This window comes from Eisenbergiella porci (genome assembly GCF_009696275.1).
GTDB lineage: Bacteria > Bacillota > Clostridia > Lachnospirales > Lachnospiraceae > Eisenbergiella > Eisenbergiella porci.
In genome coordinates, this window is record NZ_VUMI01000005.1 from 12,543 (window position 1) to 31,128 (window position 18,586).

General features: G+C 49.2%; 15 protein-coding genes. 12 read left to right on the top strand and 3 right to left on the bottom strand.

What is annotated here, in order from left to right:
- Positions 1-12: 12 nt before the first annotated feature.
- The 7 genes from FYJ45_RS04190 (at position 13) to FYJ45_RS04220 (ending at position 9,293) form a co-directional block, all read left to right on the top strand.
- Positions 13-1,428, top strand: coding sequence for an L-fucose/L-arabinose isomerase family protein (locus FYJ45_RS04190; RefSeq protein WP_195841649.1), 1,416 nt, complete (start codon positions 13-15; stop codon positions 1,426-1,428).
- Between the two features lie 75 nt (positions 1,429-1,503).
- Complete coding sequence (locus tag FYJ45_RS04195) at positions 1,504-2,577, top strand: glycoside hydrolase family 172 protein (protein WP_154463617.1); 1,074 nt, start codon at positions 1,504-1,506, stop codon at positions 2,575-2,577.
- Between the two features lie 12 nt (positions 2,578-2,589).
- On the top strand, positions 2,590-3,621 hold the full coding sequence (locus tag FYJ45_RS04200; protein WP_154463618.1) for a GH116 family glycosyl-hydrolase: 1,032 nt from the start codon (positions 2,590-2,592) through the stop codon (positions 3,619-3,621).
- 71 nt (positions 3,622-3,692) lie between these two features.
- Complete coding sequence (locus FYJ45_RS04205) at positions 3,693-4,967, top strand: competence protein CoiA family protein (RefSeq protein WP_154463619.1); 1,275 nt, start codon at positions 3,693-3,695, stop codon at positions 4,965-4,967.
- A 163-nt stretch (positions 4,968-5,130) separates the two neighbouring features.
- The gene (locus tag FYJ45_RS04210; protein ID WP_154463620.1) at positions 5,131-6,168 is read left to right on the top strand and encodes a LacI family DNA-binding transcriptional regulator; all 1,038 of its coding nucleotides are present in this window, start codon (positions 5,131-5,133) and stop codon (positions 6,166-6,168) included.
- Between the two features lie 269 nt (positions 6,169-6,437).
- Positions 6,438-8,069 carry an alpha-glucosidase gene (locus tag FYJ45_RS04215; protein ID WP_154463621.1) on the top strand — a complete coding sequence of 544 codons (1,632 nt, stop codon included), beginning with the start codon at positions 6,438-6,440 and terminating at the stop codon, positions 8,067-8,069.
- 267 nt (positions 8,070-8,336) lie between these two features.
- A complete protein-coding gene (locus FYJ45_RS04220; RefSeq protein WP_195841650.1) occupies positions 8,337-9,293 on the top strand; it encodes an oligosaccharide flippase family protein in 957 nt (318 codons plus the stop codon).
- A gap of 338 nt (positions 9,294-9,631) precedes the next feature.
- Here FYJ45_RS04220 and FYJ45_RS04225 read toward each other — a convergent pair whose 3' ends face one another.
- Positions 9,632-10,462 (bottom strand): IS3 family transposase, encoded by an 831-nt coding sequence (locus FYJ45_RS04225; protein WP_235930562.1) that lies wholly within the window; start codon positions 10,460-10,462, stop codon positions 9,632-9,634.
- Between the two features lie 56 nt (positions 10,463-10,518).
- Between FYJ45_RS04225 and FYJ45_RS04230 the strand changes: the two genes are divergently transcribed.
- The 5 genes from FYJ45_RS04230 to FYJ45_RS04245 all read left to right on the top strand — a co-directional run bounded on the left by FYJ45_RS04230 (position 10,519) and on the right by FYJ45_RS04245 (position 16,036).
- Complete coding sequence (locus tag FYJ45_RS04230; RefSeq protein WP_195841651.1) at positions 10,519-10,746, top strand: ABC transporter permease family protein; 228 nt, start codon at positions 10,519-10,521, stop codon at positions 10,744-10,746.
- Between the two features lie 568 nt (positions 10,747-11,314).
- Positions 11,315-11,437, top strand: a complete 123-nt coding sequence (locus tag FYJ45_RS31335; RefSeq protein WP_268890903.1) for a hypothetical protein — start codon at positions 11,315-11,317, stop codon at positions 11,435-11,437.
- A gap of 213 nt (positions 11,438-11,650) precedes the next feature.
- Complete coding sequence (locus FYJ45_RS04235; RefSeq protein WP_154463716.1) at positions 11,651-12,490, top strand: Uma2 family endonuclease; 840 nt, start codon at positions 11,651-11,653, stop codon at positions 12,488-12,490.
- Between the two features lie 123 nt (positions 12,491-12,613).
- Positions 12,614-15,664, top strand: a complete 3,051-nt coding sequence (locus FYJ45_RS04240; RefSeq protein WP_195841667.1) for a fucose pyrophosphorylase domain-containing protein — start codon at positions 12,614-12,616, stop codon at positions 15,662-15,664.
- Between the two features lie 135 nt (positions 15,665-15,799).
- Complete coding sequence (locus FYJ45_RS04245) at positions 15,800-16,036, top strand: hypothetical protein (RefSeq protein WP_117543654.1); 237 nt, start codon at positions 15,800-15,802, stop codon at positions 16,034-16,036.
- Between the two features lie 144 nt (positions 16,037-16,180).
- On the opposite strand, the gene FYJ45_RS04250 is transcribed toward FYJ45_RS04245, so the two are convergent.
- Positions 16,181-17,305, bottom strand: coding sequence for an anaerobic sulfatase maturase (locus FYJ45_RS04250; RefSeq protein WP_154463624.1), 1,125 nt, complete (start codon positions 17,303-17,305; stop codon positions 16,181-16,183).
- Positions 17,306-17,509: 204 nt separating this feature from the next.
- On the bottom strand, positions 17,510-18,382 hold the full coding sequence (locus tag FYJ45_RS04255; RefSeq protein WP_025489896.1) for a LysR family transcriptional regulator: 873 nt from the start codon (positions 18,380-18,382) through the stop codon (positions 17,510-17,512).
- Positions 18,383-18,586 lie beyond the last annotated feature (204 nt).

An 18,586-nucleotide genomic window follows, 5' to 3' on the forward strand; every position in this document is an offset into this window, starting at 1 on the left:
ATGGGAGCAGCTATGAAAAATCTGGACAAACAGCTGAAAATAGGCCTGGTTCCTACCCGAAGAGAGGCCTTTGCCAATGAAACTACCACCCGCCGGAAGGAAGCCGTCGTTAAACGCTTCCGGGAGCTGGCGGAAGAACTGGATTTTGAAATCGTTACTATTGAGGACATTAATGAAGAAGGCCTGCTGATGACATATCACGATGTGAAAGCGGCTTACAAAAAGCTGACGGCTGCCGGCGTGGACGCCCTGATCTTCCCCCACTGTAATTTCGGCCAGGAGGAGGCTGTGGGCAGGCTGGCGAAGGATATGAATCTGCCGGTTCTGATCTGGGGACCCAGGGACGGCTGCCCCAACGGCCTGGAATGGCGGCCCACCGGCCTGGAATGGCGGCCCACCGACAGCCAGTGCGGTATGTTCGCCACCACCAAGCTGCTCATGCATTACGGCGTAACTTTTTCCTACATAGAAAACTGTGCAATTGACAGTGATATCCTGAAAAAAGAGCTGGCTGATTTTCTGGCCGCGGCCAATGTGGTAAAGGCCTTCCGCGCCCTGCGCATCGCCAGGATCAGCAGCCGCCCCAAGGAATTTTTAAGCGTCATGGTCAATGAGGCGGAGCTTCTGGAAAAATACGATATCGAAATCGTGCCCGGGGAGCCGACGGTGATTCTGGACAGGGTGGACCGGATACTGGCAGAGGACAGGGAACGCATGGAGGCGCTTTTGCAGGAGCTGGTGGACGCAGGGCTTGATATCAGCGCGCTGGGAGAAAAAAGATATCCTCTGGCCGCCATTGAGCTGGCGCTGATGGACTTTGCCGAAGCAAACGACTGCAATGCCCTTTCCTGTGAATGCTGGAACCTGTTCCGCAAAAAATACGGTGTATCCCCCTGCTTTATCCTGGGAGATTTGAATGACCGCGGCCTGCCTGCCGCCTGTGAAAACGACGTCCACGCGGCAATCACCTCCGTAATGGCGGTAGCCGCCGCAAGATACAAAACGCCCTCCTTTGTGGCGGATCTTACGATAAGGCATCCCGAAAATGACAATGCGGAGCTTTTGTGGCACTGCGGTTCCTTTGCCAAGAAGCTGAAGAAAGCGGATGCAAACGGACGGATTGTGAAAGAGGGGAAGGGCTTTTATGAGCTGGAGGGCGGTCCGGTCACCGTACTGCGTTTTGACGGGAACCATGGAGAGTACTATATGTTCGCAGGAGAAGCCAAAGGCGTGGACGGGCCGGTTACCAACGGGAATTATCTGTGGATCGAAACGGACAACTGGGTAAAATGGGAGAAAAAATTTATTTTCGGGCCTTATATCCATCATGTGGTCGGCATCCATGGAAGCTATTCCCATATCATCCAGGAAGCCTGCCGTTATCTGGGAATCCGGATTGATCTGCCGGATATGCCGAACCGGTATTGATGAGCCGCCCGCTTCGGCAGGCAGATAGGAGCGTTTCCACAAAGATATAGCAAAGCAAAAGGAGACGGATTTTTTATGAACGAAAAACATTCCCTGCTGGCAGGTCTGACCTGCCTGGCAGACGCAAAAACAAGATCCATCAGCCCGGAAAATTTCCATGGGGAAAAGGGAAAGGGAGGCATGGCTGTGGAAGGAACGGGAAAGGAGTGCGCAAGAGAGCTGGGACAGGGCTGGAAGATTTCCCCTTCCGTTGAAATTCCCGGTAAGGAAACCCTGGTCCTAGCTGACATCCAGGGCAGCGGCATAATCCAGCACATCTGGCTGACCTGCCCCCATGAAGACTGGCGTTCTTTAGTGCTTCGTTTTTACTGGGATGCGGAGGAGACGCCCTCCATAGAGGTGCCCCTGGGAGATTTCTTCTGCATGGGCTGGTGCGAAACAGGGCTTCTGCAGTCGCTTCCTGTCTGCGTTAATCCCAGTGGCGGGATGAACTGTTACTGGCAGATGCCTTTCCGGACAGGTGCAAAAATCACGCTGGAAAACCTGACGGATAAAAAAAGTGTGATCTACTATCAGATCACCTATGCGGAAACAGCCGTAGAAGAGGATACTCCCTATCTTCACGCCCAGTTCAGGAGGGATAATCCGCTGGAATATATGAAAAACCATGTGATTGTCGATCGGGCCGAGGGCAAAGGGCAGTATGTGGGAACCTATCTTGCCTGGGGCGTAAACAGCAACCGCTGGTGGGGCGAGGGTGAAATCAAGTTTTTCCTTGACGGGGACACTGATTTTCCTACCATATGCGGAACCGGGACAGAGGACTATATCGGCGGCGCCTGGAACTTCGAATATCCAAGAGGAGAATACTGCCGTTTCTCCACACCTTATTCCGGGCTGCATCAGATTATCAGGCCCGACGGCCTGTATTGCTCCCAGCAGCGTTTTGGCATGTACCGTTTTCATCTGACGGATCCTATCCGGTTCGATACGGATCTGCATGTGGAAATCCAGGCCCTTGGCTGGAGGAGCGAGGGCAGATATCTTCCCCTGCAGGACGATATCGCTTCCGTAGGCTACTGGTATCAGCTGGAGCCGCACAAACCCGTCCCGCCGCTGCCGGATGCCAACGCGCTGGAAGTGAATTAAACAGGAAAAGAGGTGAGCACGATTAAAACTGACACTTACAATACTTTTACCTATAAAAAGGACCGGCAGCGAGCCATATCCTTTCCCGTGGGAGGGCTGGGAAGCGGCAGTATCGGTATTGCGGGAAATGGCTGCCTGATCGACTGGCAGGTTTATAACCGCCCCGCCATGGGAACAAGAAACGGATACAGCCATTTTGCCGTGAAAGCGCAGGCGGGTGATGAGCTGCTGGATGCCAGGGTACTGGTTTCGGATCTGGAAAAGCCCTATCTGGGACAGGTGGACGAAAGAACCATGCTCGGCATGCCGCATTTCCGGGAGCTGGTATTTGAGGGGAAATACCCTATGGCGGAGCTTTCCTTCCTGGATGAGAGATTCCCTGGAAGGGTTACCGTGCGTTACTATAATCCGTTCATCCCTCTCAATGACAGGGATTCCAGCATTCCGGCGTTATTTGCAGACATTCTGGTGGAGAATACCACAGATCGCCCCATTACCTATACCACGGCGGGAATCATAACAAATCCGTGCCAAAGCAGCTTTACCCGCAACCGCTTCCGGGAAGGAAACGGCATCCGCGGAATCCATTTCACCACGGAAGAGATCGATAAAGGGGATGTTTCCTACAGTGATTTTACGCTTGCCGCAGATTCGGAGGCCGTCTGCCAGGAATACTGGTTCCGCGGGAACTGGCGGGATCATGTGGAAACCTACTGGCGGGAATTTGCCTCGGCAAAGCCTCTCGAAAACCGCCGTTATGAAAACGGGAAAAAGGATTACAAGGATACGGGCATGCTCTGTATCTCTAAGGAGACTGCGCCGGGAGAAATACAGGAATTCCATTACGTGCTGACCTGGAACGTGCCTAACTGCAGCAACTACTGGAGCGGTCTGGATATCAGCACCTCCAATATTCATTATGATGTATGTGACCGGACGCCCTGGAAGTACACCAGTACCGCAGGCCTTCCTTATCGGAACCGGAAGCTGAATGGCAGGGAATGCTATACAGTGTATTTTCCGGTAAATACTGTCTGCCACTGAGCAGATGTGATATGATATTCCTTAAATATCCCATAAATCAAATTCCCACAGCGTGAGAAAAGAGGCCGAGTATGTACGAGTGTGAAGAAGCCATTTATCAGGATGCCTTATGGAAAGCATCTTCTTTGAAGGATCGGAACGGAAACTACATTCAGGAGCTGCGCCTGAAAATGAGAACAGAAAGCCAAAACCGCAAATTTATCTGCCCGGAGTGCGGGGAGCCGCTGATATTGAACGCCGGAAATATCAGACAGCCCTATTTCAGCCACTATACCGGCAGTGAATGTGTGCTGACCAACAAAGAGCAGGGAGAACGGAACCGCCGTATGCGCGATGCCATGCTTTATTTCGCCTCCCTGAGCTTTCCCGATGCGACAATCCTGCAATATGAGCCTCTCCGGGGAAGCCTGCGCAGCCAGATCATGGTGCATACGCAGGATAAGAAACAAGAAATTAAGATGGAAATTAAAATTGCCCTGAATTATGTTTCCGATTTTGTCAAGCATACGCAGCTGGAAAACAAGATGGACTGCATGAAGGAAATGGGAATCCTGCCTATATGGTTCACACCCTGCCGCCCCAACGGGCAGGAGCGGCTGACAACGGCGGAATACCAGATCAGCACACAGCAGCCGCTGCTTTTAAGCATTGACTGCAAAAACAGCCTTATTTACATAAAAAAGTGTGATGATAAGGGAATCCGGGTAATCCGGGAAAAAGCTTATCCCCTCTCTGAAGTGAGACTGAATGAGCAGGGTCAAATTGTATTTCGGGAACAAACGGAACCAGCCGGCCAGACTGCGGCACAGATGAGAGCGGATGGACAGAGTGGGCAAGCAGAAGAGAATGCGAAAGGAAGGGAGCGCCTGGAAAAAGGTGACACCCATGAAAAAGAAAGCGACTATACTGCGGCTGACAGCTATGAAAAAGCTAACTGTGAAAAAACTGGCAGTTACGAAAAGCTGTCCTTCGGAAAGATTCTGGCTGCCCGCATGTTCGAGTTAGCAGAAGAGTCAGGAAATTCCCGGCAAAGCTATTCCCTGGATCAGGTGGTTTTCCGCATATCCCAGGAGGATTACATGGCTATTGGGCCGAATGTTTACAGCCAGGCCCATTATATGAAATCCCTCGGATTATACTGGCTTCCCAAGAAGCTTAAAGGCAGTTCCCAGGAAAGAAAAAATGCGGCTGTGATCAGAGATTGTTTTCTGGAGTATGTGGACAATGAACTGATAATCTCTCCCGGGAAATGGGAAAAAGGGGACTGGGCCGGCAGAGTGCTTCAGGTATTGGAGGAATTCAGGGAAAGCGGCATCTGGCTTAAGGCGGCGGATGATTTGAAATAACTGCGAAGGGACTGAAAAGATACACGGGATACTTCTGAAAGGGACGGATTGTTTTTCGTGGAAAAATAGAATATACTGATGTAGCCAGGAAGCTGCGGAACAGTCTTATCCTGATAAAAATCTTTTCAGACATTGAGAGAAAGTTGAAATAGAGGAGCCGGCTATGACCACCATTAAACAGATTGCAGAAGAACTCGGCGTAAGCCCAACCACCGTATCCAATGTAATAAACGGACGCACCGGGAAAATGTCCCTGGAAACCAGGTGGAAAATCGAAGAAGCGCTCTGGGAAAACCATTATGAGACAGCAGGAAAAAGCAGCGGCGCATCGTCGGGGGAAAATATGATCGCAGTGGGCTTTTGCATGGGAGGATACTGCAACGTCCTTACTGATCCTTTCTGCGGAGAGCTTCTGGGCGCCATCCAGAAAGCGGCAAAGGAACAGGGAAGATATATCGTTTACGACGTACCGGAAACAGAAGAGGACATGCTCCGCCTGTGCGCCCCCTGGAATATCGATGGCGCGATAGTTCTTGGCTGGAAGCCGGAGGAGTGCGCAAGGCTTGCGAAAAAGACCGGAAAACCCATGGTTTTTATTGATTCCTGCTTTGCGGACAGTGAAGAATATGACAATATCGGACTGCAGGACTACGAGGGTTCCTTTGAACTGACCTCCTATCTGCTCCGCCTGGGGCACCGTTCCATTGCTTTTTTCTGTGATCAGGAACAGCCTTTGGCAAGCAACGGTGAACGTCTGCGCGGCTTTCAGGACGCCCTGTTGGGCTTTGGCCTGTCTTTTTGCCGGGATGATTTTTATTATCTTCCTGAAAACAAAACAATGCGCCACGAGGTGCTGCGGCAGTTCGTGAGGAAATCCGGGAAACGCTACAGCGCCGCTTTTTTTGTCTCCGATTATTATGCCAATGAAGCCATTACCATATTTTATTCCAAGGGGCTGAGAGTGCCGGAGGATATTTCCGTAACAGGCTTTGATGACAACATCTATGCCAGGCTTTCCCGGCCGGCGCTCACCACAGTACGCCAGCTGCCGGAGGAGAAGGGCAGACAGGCGGTAAGCCTTCTCATGAAACGGATCAGGGGGGAAGAAACCCCTGTGCGTTCGCTCGCCCTCCCTACGGAACTGATTGTGAGGGAAAGCACAAGAGCTGTGATTCCGGATTTGCCGCTGCCCTTGCCATAAGAGTACCTGTTCATACCCTCACAGGTATCATTATTTATAGTAAATAACCTGATGTTGTGCATCCTGCCCGATATCAGGCTATTTTTTTGTGCAGAAAATTGGTTTTTCACAACACTTATTGAATAACCAGACAAAACCAACTAAGCTTTTCTTAGAAATGCGGCGGCGTGGATATTGTTTTTACACAGCTTTCGTGATGAGTATAGTATCAGTCAAAATGGATTGTTTATGCTGCCTTATGCAGCATGACGGAAAGGATGGAAATAATTATGGAAAAAGAGCAGACAAAGTGGTGGCAGAAGGCGGTTATTTATCAGATTTATCCCAGAAGCTTTTACGACAGCAACGCAGACGGCATCGGCGATCTCCAGGGAATTATCCGGAAGCTTCCCTATCTGCAGGAGCTTGGCATTGACGCTATCTGGCTGTCTCCCGTATTCCGCTCCCCTCAGGACGACAATGGCTATGACATTTCCGATTACCAGGATATTGATCCTATTTTCGGAAACCTGGCTGACATGGACGAGCTGATTGCGGAGGGCAAAAAGAGAGGGATCCGCATCGTCATGGATCTGGTATTGAACCACAGCTCTGACGAGCATCCCTGGTTCCTGGAGGCAAAGAAAAGCAGGGAAAATCCTTATCACGATTTTTATGTCTGGCGTGACGGCGTGGAGGGGGAATATCCCAACGATTTGAAATCCGCCTTCTGCGGACCTGCCTGGGAATGGGTGCCGGAATGCGGCCAGTATTATCTTCACCAGTTCTCCGTAAAACAGCCGGACCTGAACTGGGAAAACCCGAAGCTGCGTCAGGCAGTTTATGACATGATTAACTGGTGGATAGACCGCGGCGTAGGCGGCTTCCGCTTGGACGTTATCGATCTCATCGGCAAGGATACGGACAACTGTGTCATGGCGGAAGGCCCCATGCTTCATCCGTTTATCAGGGAAATGAGCAGCCATACCTTCCAGCGGGCCGATTTGGTGACCGTGGGAGAGGCCTGGTCCGCCACGCCGGAAAGAGCGTTTCTTTACAGCAATCCGGACGGTTCGGAGCTCTCCATGGTATTCCAGTTTGAACACATGGTCCTGGATCAGCAGCCCGGGAAGGAAAAATGGGATCTGGCGCCGTTCCCCTTTTTGAAATTCAAAAAAGTATTTACCAAATGGCAGCAGGCGCTGTATCAGAAGGGATGGAACAGCCTTTTCCTGGATAACCACGACCTTCCCCGCGCGGTATCCCACTTCGGAAATGATGAAAAATATCGCGTGGAATCCGCCAAAATGCTGGCAACCATGATCCACGGCATGCAGGGAACCCCTTACATTTATCAGGGCGAAGAGCTGGGTATGACAAATGTCAGATTTGACATTGAGGAATACCGGGATATAGAACTGCTGAATATGTATAAAGAACGTATGGAAAAAGGGTATGAGGAACAAGAGATTATGCGTTCCATTTATGCCAAGGGAAGGGACAACGCCAGGACTCCCATGCAGTGGGATGAGAGCGCAAATGCAGGCTTTACCGAAGGAACGCCCTGGATTAGATGCAATCCCAATTATACATTAATAAACGCACAGGAGGCGCTGGTAAACCAGGATTCCATATTCCATTATTATCAGAAGCTGATCGCTTTGAGAAAACAGGAGGCAGTCCTGATTGACGGCTGGTATGAGCCGCTGATGGAAGAGGATGAAAATATTTTCGCCTATACAAGGACCAATGAGCTGGAAAAGCTGCTGGTATACTGCAATTTCGGCGATACGCCGCAGACTCGGACTCTGCCTGAGGAATGGAACGGCGGGGAAGTGCTGATTTCCAATTACCCGGACAGCAAACCTGACGGAAGCCTTCGGCCTTATGAGGCTATGATGGTGAAGATTAAGAGAGGGTAACAGGAGAGTAAACCGGCAGCAGGCGCTGTACTTTTGCTGCAAGGTTTCCCTTTTGCACTGATGTTTCATTCGTGTCTGCTAATTGAGCATTCATATTTGTGGCTCAAGCAGCAGACACGAATCTTATAATACTTTTTTCCAGAAAATCATTTTCAGGAAAATAATTTATTTCTGGTCAGTTTTAAACATACATTTCCAACATTATTGGCGTAGGAAAGCATATATTGTTTTTTCAAAATCGTATCGATTTTTATGATGTTTGTGTTTGTGAAAAACGCGGAAGATGGTATGATTTATGCCGCTATTTCTGTATTTGCCACAGGAGCAGGAAATGTATTAAACGCAACGTATTCTCATAATTATATTAATTATACAAGATACTCCAATTACGAGATAAAACGCCATTTAAAACCTATTTTTATTCTATTTGCCACTACGTTGGCAGTGAATGTCTATTCACAGCTTGATACAGTAATGTTAGGACTGTTTCATGGGGATTATGCCACAGGAATTTATTCGGTGGCGGTAAAAATAAAAGTTATTTTATTATCGCTAATATTTTCTTTTAGTGTAGTGATGATGTCTAGATTATCATTCGTTGGAAGAAAAAGCGAACAAGATATATACTATTTATTAAAAAAATCATATGAACTGATCATTTTTGTTACGATACCTATGTGTGCTTATTTTATTTTAATGGCAACAGATAGTGTAGTATTTCTTGCAGGTGAGGCATTCATTGATGCAAATGTGCCAATGAAAATTTTAATTCCGACAATTGCAATTTCATCTGTTTCACAGATTATCGGAAGTCAATATTCAGTTTCTATTGGAAAAGAAAGAAATCTAATGATAGCGGTAGTTGTCGGTGCAGTCATGAATGTGATATTTAACACAATATTGATTCCAAAATTTTCTTATAACGGTGCTGCTATAGGAACAATTATCGCAGAGGTAACGCAGTGTACTATTCAGATTCTATTGGCTGAAGAGATGGTAAGATGCGTTTTTTCTATAAAGAAGTTTTGGAAGGTGAGCCTAGGAACGATAGCAGGCATTCTTTCGGTTTTACTTCTTCGTAATTTTGTGAACTTTACTACTGCTTTTACATCGTTGCTTTTTAGCGCGATGGTGTTTTTTATAATCTATTTTGCGGTTCTTTTCGCGGTGCGATATGACTTGTGTAGTGATTTTGTTCTGTTGGTATTGAGAAAAGTGAAATAGACAACAGGATAATACAATTTATCCCTCGAAAAATTGACAAAAGGCAGTTAAATTTTGATATTTTACGGTACTTTCATGAGAGAGTTTTTTGATTTGTCGTAGGAAGCATCCGGAATTTACTGCATAAAAATAATATGAAGTAAAGTGACCCACTTTGTCAAGACAGTTTTTTGCTAAATTTATCGTTAGGTGCTAAACGTATGTTCCTGGATATATCTGGAATATATTATCCCTTTCTTTCCTTGGTTACAAGAAACTTGGGGATAATCAATGTGTCAAGGACTTGCCGCAGCGCGGTGTGTATACATCCTTGATACATTGATTATTCTCAAGTAAAATCATGAGCGGAAAGAACGGCCTTTCCCTTCATGATAAATCTGGCTGGGTGTTTTATACCCCAGACTTTGATGTGGGCGTTCATTGTTATAAAACTCCATATATTCTCGGGTCCCTTTTCGTGCTTCCCGGGGATAACTGTAATCTTTAAGATAAATATCCTCATATTTCAGACTTCGCCAAAATCGTTCTATGAAGATATTGTCATATGCGCGTCCACGGTGATCCATACTGATTTTGGAACCTGCCTCCAGAAAGAGTTCTGTATATTTTGGGCTGGTAAAATGGCTTCCCTGATCACTGTTCATGATTTCAGGCACAGAGCCGTCAAGTGCCTTTGGGCAGGTATCCAGAACAAATTTGATTTCCAGAGTGTCATCTATCTCCCATGCCAGGACATACCGGGAATACCAGTCTATAATGGCAGTGAAATAAAGCCAGCTCTTCTGTATCGGAATATAAGTAATATCAATACTCCAAACATGATCCGGAAAGGCAGCCTGTATCCCATTGAGAAGATAGGGATATACTTTATTGGCAGGGTTCGCTTTACTGGTGTTTTGCCTGGGGTAAACGGCTTGTATCCCCATTTCCTGCATTCTGGAAAGCACTGTTTTTTTATCTACATGAAAACCATAATAACTGTCCAGCCATGCTGTGATACGGCGATATCCAAATTCAGGATGCTTTGTGTAGGTTATATCAATCAGGCGGTTAAGCTTCAGATCCCATTCAGAAGAAGGGCGCGGCTTATAATACAGGGAAGTGCAGTTCAGACTCAACATTTCAGCCTGGGTGGATATTGAAAAAACTGGGTCAGTAAAATCAACCATGGAGATTCTTTCATCTCGATGGAAACTGGAATTCCTGGTTTGACGGCATCATCCTCATGAATAAACCCACACAGTATCCCCTGCAGAGCTATCTGCAGACCATCATTATCCAGGGGGACACCTCCGTCAACAGCACCACGGACTGGCAGACAATGGCGCTGATCTCCGACAGAACCGTAAAATGCACGCAGATTTTTCTGTCCACCCTGCCTATTGTGGCAGCTTATCCTTTTTTACAGAGATATTTTGTAAAAGGAATGGTTATGGGTTCTGTAAAAGGGTAGTAAAGCGAAGCACTCCGGATAGCCGGGCTGCTGCAGTAATGCAGCCGGCATTCGCTGGCTGTCTTCCGGAAAAATGCAAAATCACAGGACGTTATGCTAAAATAGTGTTGGCCCGGCCATAGTTACCGTTGGAAGAAGCAAGTGAAAAACGCTTCCGGCCGGCAGGGCGGCCGGGCAGATTGGGGGAGGCAGATGTACCATTCCAGAACATTTCATAAAATGCTGATTTCCATTACACTGGTATGTCTTTGTTTCTACGGGATCGGACTGTTCAGCAATCAGTACAGCAGGAATGTGCTCTCCCATCAGATCCAGGACACGTTGGATTCCAAGGTCCATTTCTGGGAGGCTGCCTGGTACAGGACGACTATGGCCTGCCCGCGGAAATCTGTTCCTGAATACCAAGGAAGGCCCCGCGATCTGCTGCCACAAGGAAGGGGAGTCCCATCATTTCACCGAAAACATATTTCATTTTGTAAAAAGCCCCCGCGACGGCTGGCAGAAATCCTCTTTCCATAAAAACTGGTATAGCGGCGGCACAGAGCTGCCCGGACAGGACAGCCAGGCCATGACAGATCTGCCTTTTTCCCTGGAGGAGCTTACAGAGCATGTTCCCGAATCCAGGGAAGCCTGCGGCGGATACTGGGACCGTCTTGCAGCGCTCGTGGAAACGCAGGCTTCTGTTAATTAAGGAAGAAATCACACTGCCTGTAATGCAGGTATATATCATGGTACAGTTTAACATCAGACTGCTCACTGGCTGGGCAGTCTGATGTTATTGTGTAAAAAAATGCAGAAAATCATCTCGCTGCGATAATGGATATCTTATCAGAAAATGGATAAAGCGGTTGAATAACGGTTTTATTTATGATATTATTTGGATATCAGGAAGGGGTTGATTGTGATGACGATAGAAGAGATGCAGGAACGTAAGAGGGAGTTGGGGTATTCTTATGAGAAGCTGGCAGAGATTTCAGGCATTCCTTTGGGAACCGTGCAGAAAATTCTGGGCGGTATCACGAAGACTCCGCGTTATGAAACACGAAGAGCCCTGGAAACAGCGCTTGCAGGTAATTTACCCGCGGAAGACGGGAAAGAGGGAGCCTGTGGTATTTATCCCGGCGGCCCTTCGGGAACCTCTGTTGTACAGGAAACCGCCGCGGCCTATGGCGGGAAGAAGCGGGGAGAGTATACGCTGGAAGACTACTATAAGATACCGGAAGAACACAGGGTGGAGCTGATTGACGGCGTTATTTATGATATGGCTTCCCCGACCAGTATACATCAGCTTTGGGGAGGAGAGGTTTACCGTGAACTGGCGAATTATATCCGGCAGAATCAGGGAAGCTGTATTCCTCTGATTTCACCGCTGGATGTACAGCTTGACTGCGATGACCGCACAATGGTGGAACCGGATGTGCTGGTAGTTTGTGATCGGAACAAGCTTAAAAAGGGTATCATTTATGGAGCGCCGGATTTTATCGCAGAGATTCTTTCTCCATCCACCAGGCGCAGGGACATGAGCCTGAAGCTTGCGAAGTATACCGAGGCCGGCGTACGGGAATACTGGCTTGTCGATCCGGATAAGAAAAAGGTTATTGTTTATGATCTGGAACATAATGAACTGCCCTCCATTTATACTTTTGAGGATAAAGTTTCAGTTTGCATTTTTGACGGGAAATGCATCATCGATTTTTCAAAAATTTATGAGAACATCCGATTCCTGTACGAAAGCGAACAATAACAAAGAATGAAAAGAGATATGGACAGCTTCTTGATTTCTTCTTCATAAATAGATAGAATAGAAAAAGCAGGGGAGGGAAGCTGCGATTCCCTCCCCTTGCAAAAACGAATGGGGGACAAGCCATTGAATTATAAGAAAATGAAAAACCTCTTCCTCAGGCAATCCTATCTGGATTCCTGGGAGGATTATGAAAACAGCCTGAGAAAGCCCAGCTTTATTAAATGGGACTATCTGATTCTGACCGCATCCAACGAGGAACAGGCGCGTACATACAGAGAACAGATTGATTACAGGCTGGCACAGGGACTGCTTCCCGCGGGCACCCATTATGCGGTGCTTCCCGATCCGGACGGCAAACGGGTAGGCTCCGGCGGCGCAACCTTTAATGTTCTCAGATATATTGCAGAGCAGGAGCCGTCGGCCGATCCTGCCGGTTTATTCAAGAACCGCCGGATTCTCGTCATCCATTCCGGCGGAGACAGCAAGAGAGTGCCCCAGTACTCTGCCTGCGGGAAGCTGTTTTCTCCGGTTCCAAGGCAGCTGCCCAACGGTTATGCCTCCACGCTGTTTGATGAGTTTGTCATCGGTATGTCCGGCGTGCCCTCCCGGATTCCGGAAGGAATGCTTGTGCTTTCCGGGGATGTGCTTCTTTTGTTTAACCCGCTGCAGATCGATTTCAATTATCACGGCGCCGCCGCAATCTCCATGAAGGAGCATGTGCAGACAGGAAAAGAGCACGGCGTTTTCCTCAATGACGGCAATGATTATGTGGGCCAGTTCCTTCACAAGCAGAGTGAAGAACGCCTTCGTGAGCTGGGCGCCGTCAACAGCCAGGACAACGTGGATCTGGATACCGGGGCAGTCATAATGGACACGGATTTGCTTCAGTCCCTCTATGGCCTGATCAGCACGGACGGAAGGACGGATGAACAGAAATTCTCCGAATTTGTCAACGAAGAGGCAAGAATCAGCTTTTACGGCGATTTCCTATATCCGCTGGCCCGTTCCGCCAACTTGGAACAATATTACAGGGAAGCGGCGGAGGGAGCGATCAATGAGCGGCTCCTTGGCTGCCGTGCCAAAATATGGGAGGCGCTGTCCCCGTTTTCCATGAAGCTCATCTGCCTTTCTCCTGCGGAATTCATCCATTTCGGGACTACAACAGAGCTGCGCAGGCTGGTAACGGCGGATGTGGAGGACTATGAATTCCTGGACTGGAAAAAGCAGGTTTCCACCACAGCGCCGGAAACCTCGGCCTATGCCGCCCACAACAGCTATGTGGGAAAACGCGCCCGCATCGCCTGCGGCGCTTATTTGGAAGACAGCTATGTGCTGGATGAAAGTGTGGTAGGCAAAGGAAGCGTAATTTCCAACGTAAAGCTTCGCAATGTAACGGTTCCTGAGAATGTGGTGCTGCACGGGCTGAAGCTTCTTGACGGCAGGTATGTGGTGCGTATCTACGGCGTGGAGGACAACCCCAAGGGAACGCTGGAAAAAGATGCCTGCTTCCTGGGGACAACACTGTCAGCCTTCCTTTCGGGCAACGGCCTGACACCCGAAGCGCTGTGGAAGGATGGAGAGCATTATCTCTGGTTTGCCGCCCTTTACCCTGCGGCTGATACGATGGAGGAAGCGATCCGTTCTGCTCTTATTGTAAAAAAAATGGCGGAGCATTCCGCTTCCCCGGAAGAGATAGAATCCTGGAAAAATAAGGAGCGCATGAGCCTGTATTCCAGCTTTAACGGAGCGGATGTCCTTGCCATCAGCAAATGGCAGCATGAGCTGGAAAGCCGGATCCTTGCCAGCAAATTCGTATGGGCCATTGAAGCAGGCACCTATTATAAAGAAGCGCTGCAGGTATTCGGAGCCCATGGTATCAGCCAGGATATCTATGAAATGCTGCTGGAGGATGCCGGGAAAGCCGGATTTTCCCTGAAAATCCGTATCTATTACGCTCTGGCACAGTACATGAAGGAAAACCGGATCACCTTCGGCCAGACAGGCTATGATGCCCTGGAAGCCATGTGCTTCGGAACCATCCAGAGGACGATTTATGACAATGCGGCGGCCAAGCTGCCCTCCAGCCAGGATTATCGGATAGCGAAGGATGAGGTGACGGTGGAACTGCCTGTCCGCGTCAACTGGGGCGGCGGCTGGACCGATACCCCTCCTCACTGCAACGAATGCGGCGGTGTTGTGTTGAATGCCGCGCTGAAGCTGAACGGCATTTACCCTATTCAGATCCAGGTAAAGAAGCTTAAGGAACTGCATGTGGAATTTGCAAGCACGGATATCGGCGCCGCAGGCAGCGTGGAAACCGTGGAAGAAATCCAGGACTGCCATAATCCTTACGACTCCTTTGCCCTGCACAAGGCGGCGCTGATTGCCTGCGGCATCATTCCCTTAAGCGGCGGGAACCTTCAGGAAATCTGCAGCCGGCTGGGCGGCGGCATCAGCCTTTCCACCCGGGTTGTTGGAATCCCCCAGGGCTCCGGGCTTGGCACCAGCAGCATCCTTTCCGGCGCCTGCGTGAAGGGACTGTTTGAATTTTTGGGAAGAGAAGCCTCGGAGGAGGAGATTTACGATATCGTCCTGAATATGGAACAGATCATGAGCACCGGCGGCGGCTGGCAGGATCAGGTCGGCGGCCTGACCCCCGGCATTAAATTTATTTCCACCATGCCCGGTATCGATCAGAAAATACGCGTGGAAAAGGTGGAAATCCCGGAAGCCACGAGACAGGAGCTCCAGGAGCGTTTTGTCCTCGTATATACGGGCCAGCGGCGGCTGGCCCGTAACCTGCTCCGTGATGTGGTGGGCGGTTATCTGGGAGGCCGGCCGGAATCCATCGATGCCCTGGAAAAAATGCAGAGCCTTGCTGTTCTCATGAAATTTGCACTGGAACGCGGGAATATGGAGGCTTTTACCGATCTGCTCAATCAGCATTGGGAGCTGTCCAAGCAGCTGGATGCAGGATCAACCAATACCTGCATCGAACAGATTTTCATGGCTTGTGAGGATATGATCGACGCCCGTTTTATCGCGGGAGCCGGCGGCGGCGGATTCCTGCAGATGATCCTGAAAAAAGGGATTACAAAGGAGATGCTGAAAGCCCGCCTGCACGAGATTTTCCAGGAGAGCGGTGTGGATGTCTGGGACAGCACTTTTGTATAAACAGCGAAAAGCCGGTTTTTACAGACAAAAAGTGACATTTCAGGGTATAGCCGTTGAACTTTTCCGTCCGGAATGATAGGATAGAGACAGGATATCAGAAAAGGAAACGGAAAAGGGAAAAAGGGAGGGACGGTTATGTCAGCACTGCAATGTCTGTTACTGATTTTCGCACTTATAATCCTTGTCCCGACAGCAGGTCATTTCCTGCGGAAATGGGATTATGAGCGGCAGATAAGCGGCAAACGGCCGGAGAGAAAGGCAAAGAAAAATATGCGGCTTCCGGAAGAAAAAGGCCCGTCCAATATGGATATGGAAGTGGATGCGGTCACCTATGAAACCCGGATTAAGCAGGACAGAAACTGGAGAAGGTAAGAACGGACGGCTATTTTAAAGCAAAAGCGGCATTCACTTGTTCCCACTTAAGGGAAAAAGGAACGCCGCTTTTTTTGCCGCCTTTCAGGACAGAATCGACTGCATCCTGGAAAAAATGCGCGTTCTTGGCATCTGAAGAAATGCCTATCTGATGCTCCTGGCCATTTCCAGCATTCTCGGATATGCATAAGAAAAGAAATCCTGGTAGCTTGCGCAGTAGCTGTTAAGCCCCGGCGTCCTTCCGTCGGGCAGAAGCGCGCGGTCGCGTCTGCAGCCGTTACGGCAGAGCGGATACCAGCGGCAGTCCCGGCATTGGTCCGGCACATGGCGGGAGAGGCTGACAAAGTCCAGTTCCTCCCGCTTTTCATTCATCTCTTCAAAGGATGCGGTGCGGATATTCCCCAGCTTCCATTCATCCAGCACATAAAAATCGCAGGGATAAACGCTGCCATCCGCCTCCACCACCCACTGCTCGGAACAGATTCCCATCATATTGCAGGATTCCGGCGGATAATTATGCAGCATCCCGATCCAGTTTTCAAAGGTACGGTTATAGACCGGATGGCCTTCCTTCAAGTCCTGATACCAGTAATCAAAAAGATCCTTCAGGAACTTCCCATAGCGATCCGGTGTCAGGGAATAGGAGAGGCTTCCTTTATTCTCCTCAAAGGGATCAATGCAGGGAATGTACTGCTGATAGGTAAATCCCTGGCTTTCAAAGAACTGATAGGTGCGCCTGATACGGCGGGCGGACTGCGCGGTGACCACCGTAAGGATGTTAAATTCCACCTGATATTTCTGGAACAGCCGCGCGGTTTCCATCACACGCCCAAAGCTGCCTGTGCCGTCGGGAAATTTCCGATTTTCATCATGAAGCTCCTGATACCCGTCCAGGGACAGGCCCACCAGGAACTGATTGTCATGCAGAAACTGCGCCCATTCCTCATCAATGACGATGCCGTTGGTCTGCAGGCTGTTATGTATTTCAATCCCTTTGTGGTTATGTTTTTTTTCAATTTCAATTAAGGAACGGTAAAAATCCAGGCCGGCCAGCGTAGGTTCCCCGCCCTGAAAGGCGAAGGTTGCCATGTGGGTTACCTGATTCAGGGTTTTTTCCACCAGCGTATCCAGTGTCTCTAAGGACATCATTCCATAGGTGCGTTCACTCCGGATATTCATCTCATCCGCATAAAAGCAGTAGCGGCAGCGGAGATTGCAGCTGCCGGATGCCGGTTTGATCAGCAGCGTGATAGCGGGCTGTTTTGCCATAATAAAGTAAGCTCCTCTCAAAGTATCTTTTGTCGTAATTTTTGCTGTTTACCTTTTGTAACAATATAGTCCAGCATAATACAAAAACGCAGCTTCCGCAATGGTACATTCCATTCCGGCACGGACATCTGTTTTCCGCCTGCGCCCGGGCTGTCTGTTCCTGGCCCGGCGATGCGGCCGGGTATTGTTTTCCGTACAGGCCGTTTAAAAACGGCGGCACATTTCCATGAAGCGCAGCGCATTTTCCGTCAGATATTTATTCTGGTGATAGATGATGGAAAAGCTTCTATGGAGCGCAGGGGCGTCGAAAGGAATCTGCGCCACAATGCCCTGGGCCAGCGCATCCTCAGCCAGCAGGCAGGGGAGGGCAGAGATACCGATATTTCGGCTCACCGCGCGCACCAGAGATTGGGTGCTCACGCTTTCCCACAAAATTGTCATGGGCAGCTGGCTGTATTTTAACAGATCCTCCGCAGCCTCCCGGCCGGCGCTGCCTTTTTCCCTGAGTACAAAAGGGCAGGCGGAGATATCCCTCAGGGATACCTTCTTTTTCTGAAGCAGCGGGTGATCCGGCGCACATATAAAACAGATCCGATCCTCCATAAAGGACTCGCATATCAGCTGCGGATTCTGTGAGCAGCCTTCCACCAGGGCAAAATCCAGCTGATTATTCAAAACCGCCTCTTCAATGAAACCCGAATTATTGATGGTAACCTGCGGACGGACGGCAGGGGCTTCCTCCTGGAATTTCTGGATCAGGGTGGGCAGAAGGAAATTGCCGATGGTTACGCTGGAACCAATCCGAAGCGTGCCCGCCTGCTTCCAGGCCGGAATTTTTTCTTCCATTTCATCGAACAGGGATATGATATGAAGCGCATAATTATACAGCTGTTCCCCCTGCTCCGTAATATAGATCCGCCTGGAATACCGCTCAAAGAGCCGGATGCTGTAATTATCCTCAAGCTCCTTGATGGCAAGGCTTACGGAGGGCTGGGCCAGATGCAGCCGGTCCGCCGCCCTGGTAATGCTCCGTTCCTGATATACCGCTACAAAAATCCTCAGATGCCGTAAAGTCATATCCGTACCCCCTGTCTGTGCTTCCCTTGTCAGGCGCTTCCTTGGCCTTGGCTCCGGCCCCATGAATTCCTTCCGGCTTTCCCTGGCCGGGTAAAGGCCCGGGTAAAGTTAATTCATAACAAATTCATTATGTAATATATAATATAATACTATTTTACTTATATAACAAGGGGGTGTATACTCAATCTGTCGGATAGGAATCCG

What these genes read in the sequence shown, in the direction of transcription:
- FYJ45_RS04190 (WP_195841649.1), top strand. Translation starts at nt 13, where the DNA reads ATGAAAAATCTGGACAAACAGCTGAAAATAGGCCTGGTTCCTACCCGA.
- FYJ45_RS04195 (WP_154463617.1), top strand. Translation starts at nt 1,504, where the DNA reads ATGAACGAAAAACATTCCCTGCTGGCAGGTCTGACCTGCCTGGCAGAC.
- FYJ45_RS04205 (WP_154463619.1), top strand. Translation starts at nt 3,693, where the DNA reads ATGTACGAGTGTGAAGAAGCCATTTATCAGGATGCCTTATGGAAAGCA.
- FYJ45_RS04210 (WP_154463620.1), top strand. Translation starts at nt 5,131, where the DNA reads ATGACCACCATTAAACAGATTGCAGAAGAACTCGGCGTAAGCCCAACC.
- FYJ45_RS04215 (WP_154463621.1), top strand. Translation starts at nt 6,438, where the DNA reads ATGGAAAAAGAGCAGACAAAGTGGTGGCAGAAGGCGGTTATTTATCAG.
- FYJ45_RS04225 (WP_235930562.1), bottom strand. Translation starts at nt 10,462, where the DNA reads ATGGTTGATTTTACTGACCCAGTTTTTTCAATATCCACCCAGGCTGAA.
- FYJ45_RS04230 (WP_195841651.1), top strand. Translation starts at nt 10,519, where the DNA reads ATGAATAAACCCACACAGTATCCCCTGCAGAGCTATCTGCAGACCATC.
- FYJ45_RS31335 (WP_268890903.1), top strand. Translation starts at nt 11,315, where the DNA reads ATGACAGATCTGCCTTTTTCCCTGGAGGAGCTTACAGAGCATGTTCCC.
- FYJ45_RS04235 (WP_154463716.1), top strand. Translation starts at nt 11,651, where the DNA reads ATGACGATAGAAGAGATGCAGGAACGTAAGAGGGAGTTGGGGTATTCT.
- FYJ45_RS04245 (WP_117543654.1), top strand. Translation starts at nt 15,800, where the DNA reads ATGTCAGCACTGCAATGTCTGTTACTGATTTTCGCACTTATAATCCTT.
- FYJ45_RS04250 (WP_154463624.1), bottom strand. Translation starts at nt 17,305, where the DNA reads ATGGCAAAACAGCCCGCTATCACGCTGCTGATCAAACCGGCATCCGGC.
- FYJ45_RS04255 (WP_025489896.1), bottom strand. Translation starts at nt 18,382, where the DNA reads ATGACTTTACGGCATCTGAGGATTTTTGTAGCGGTATATCAGGAACGG.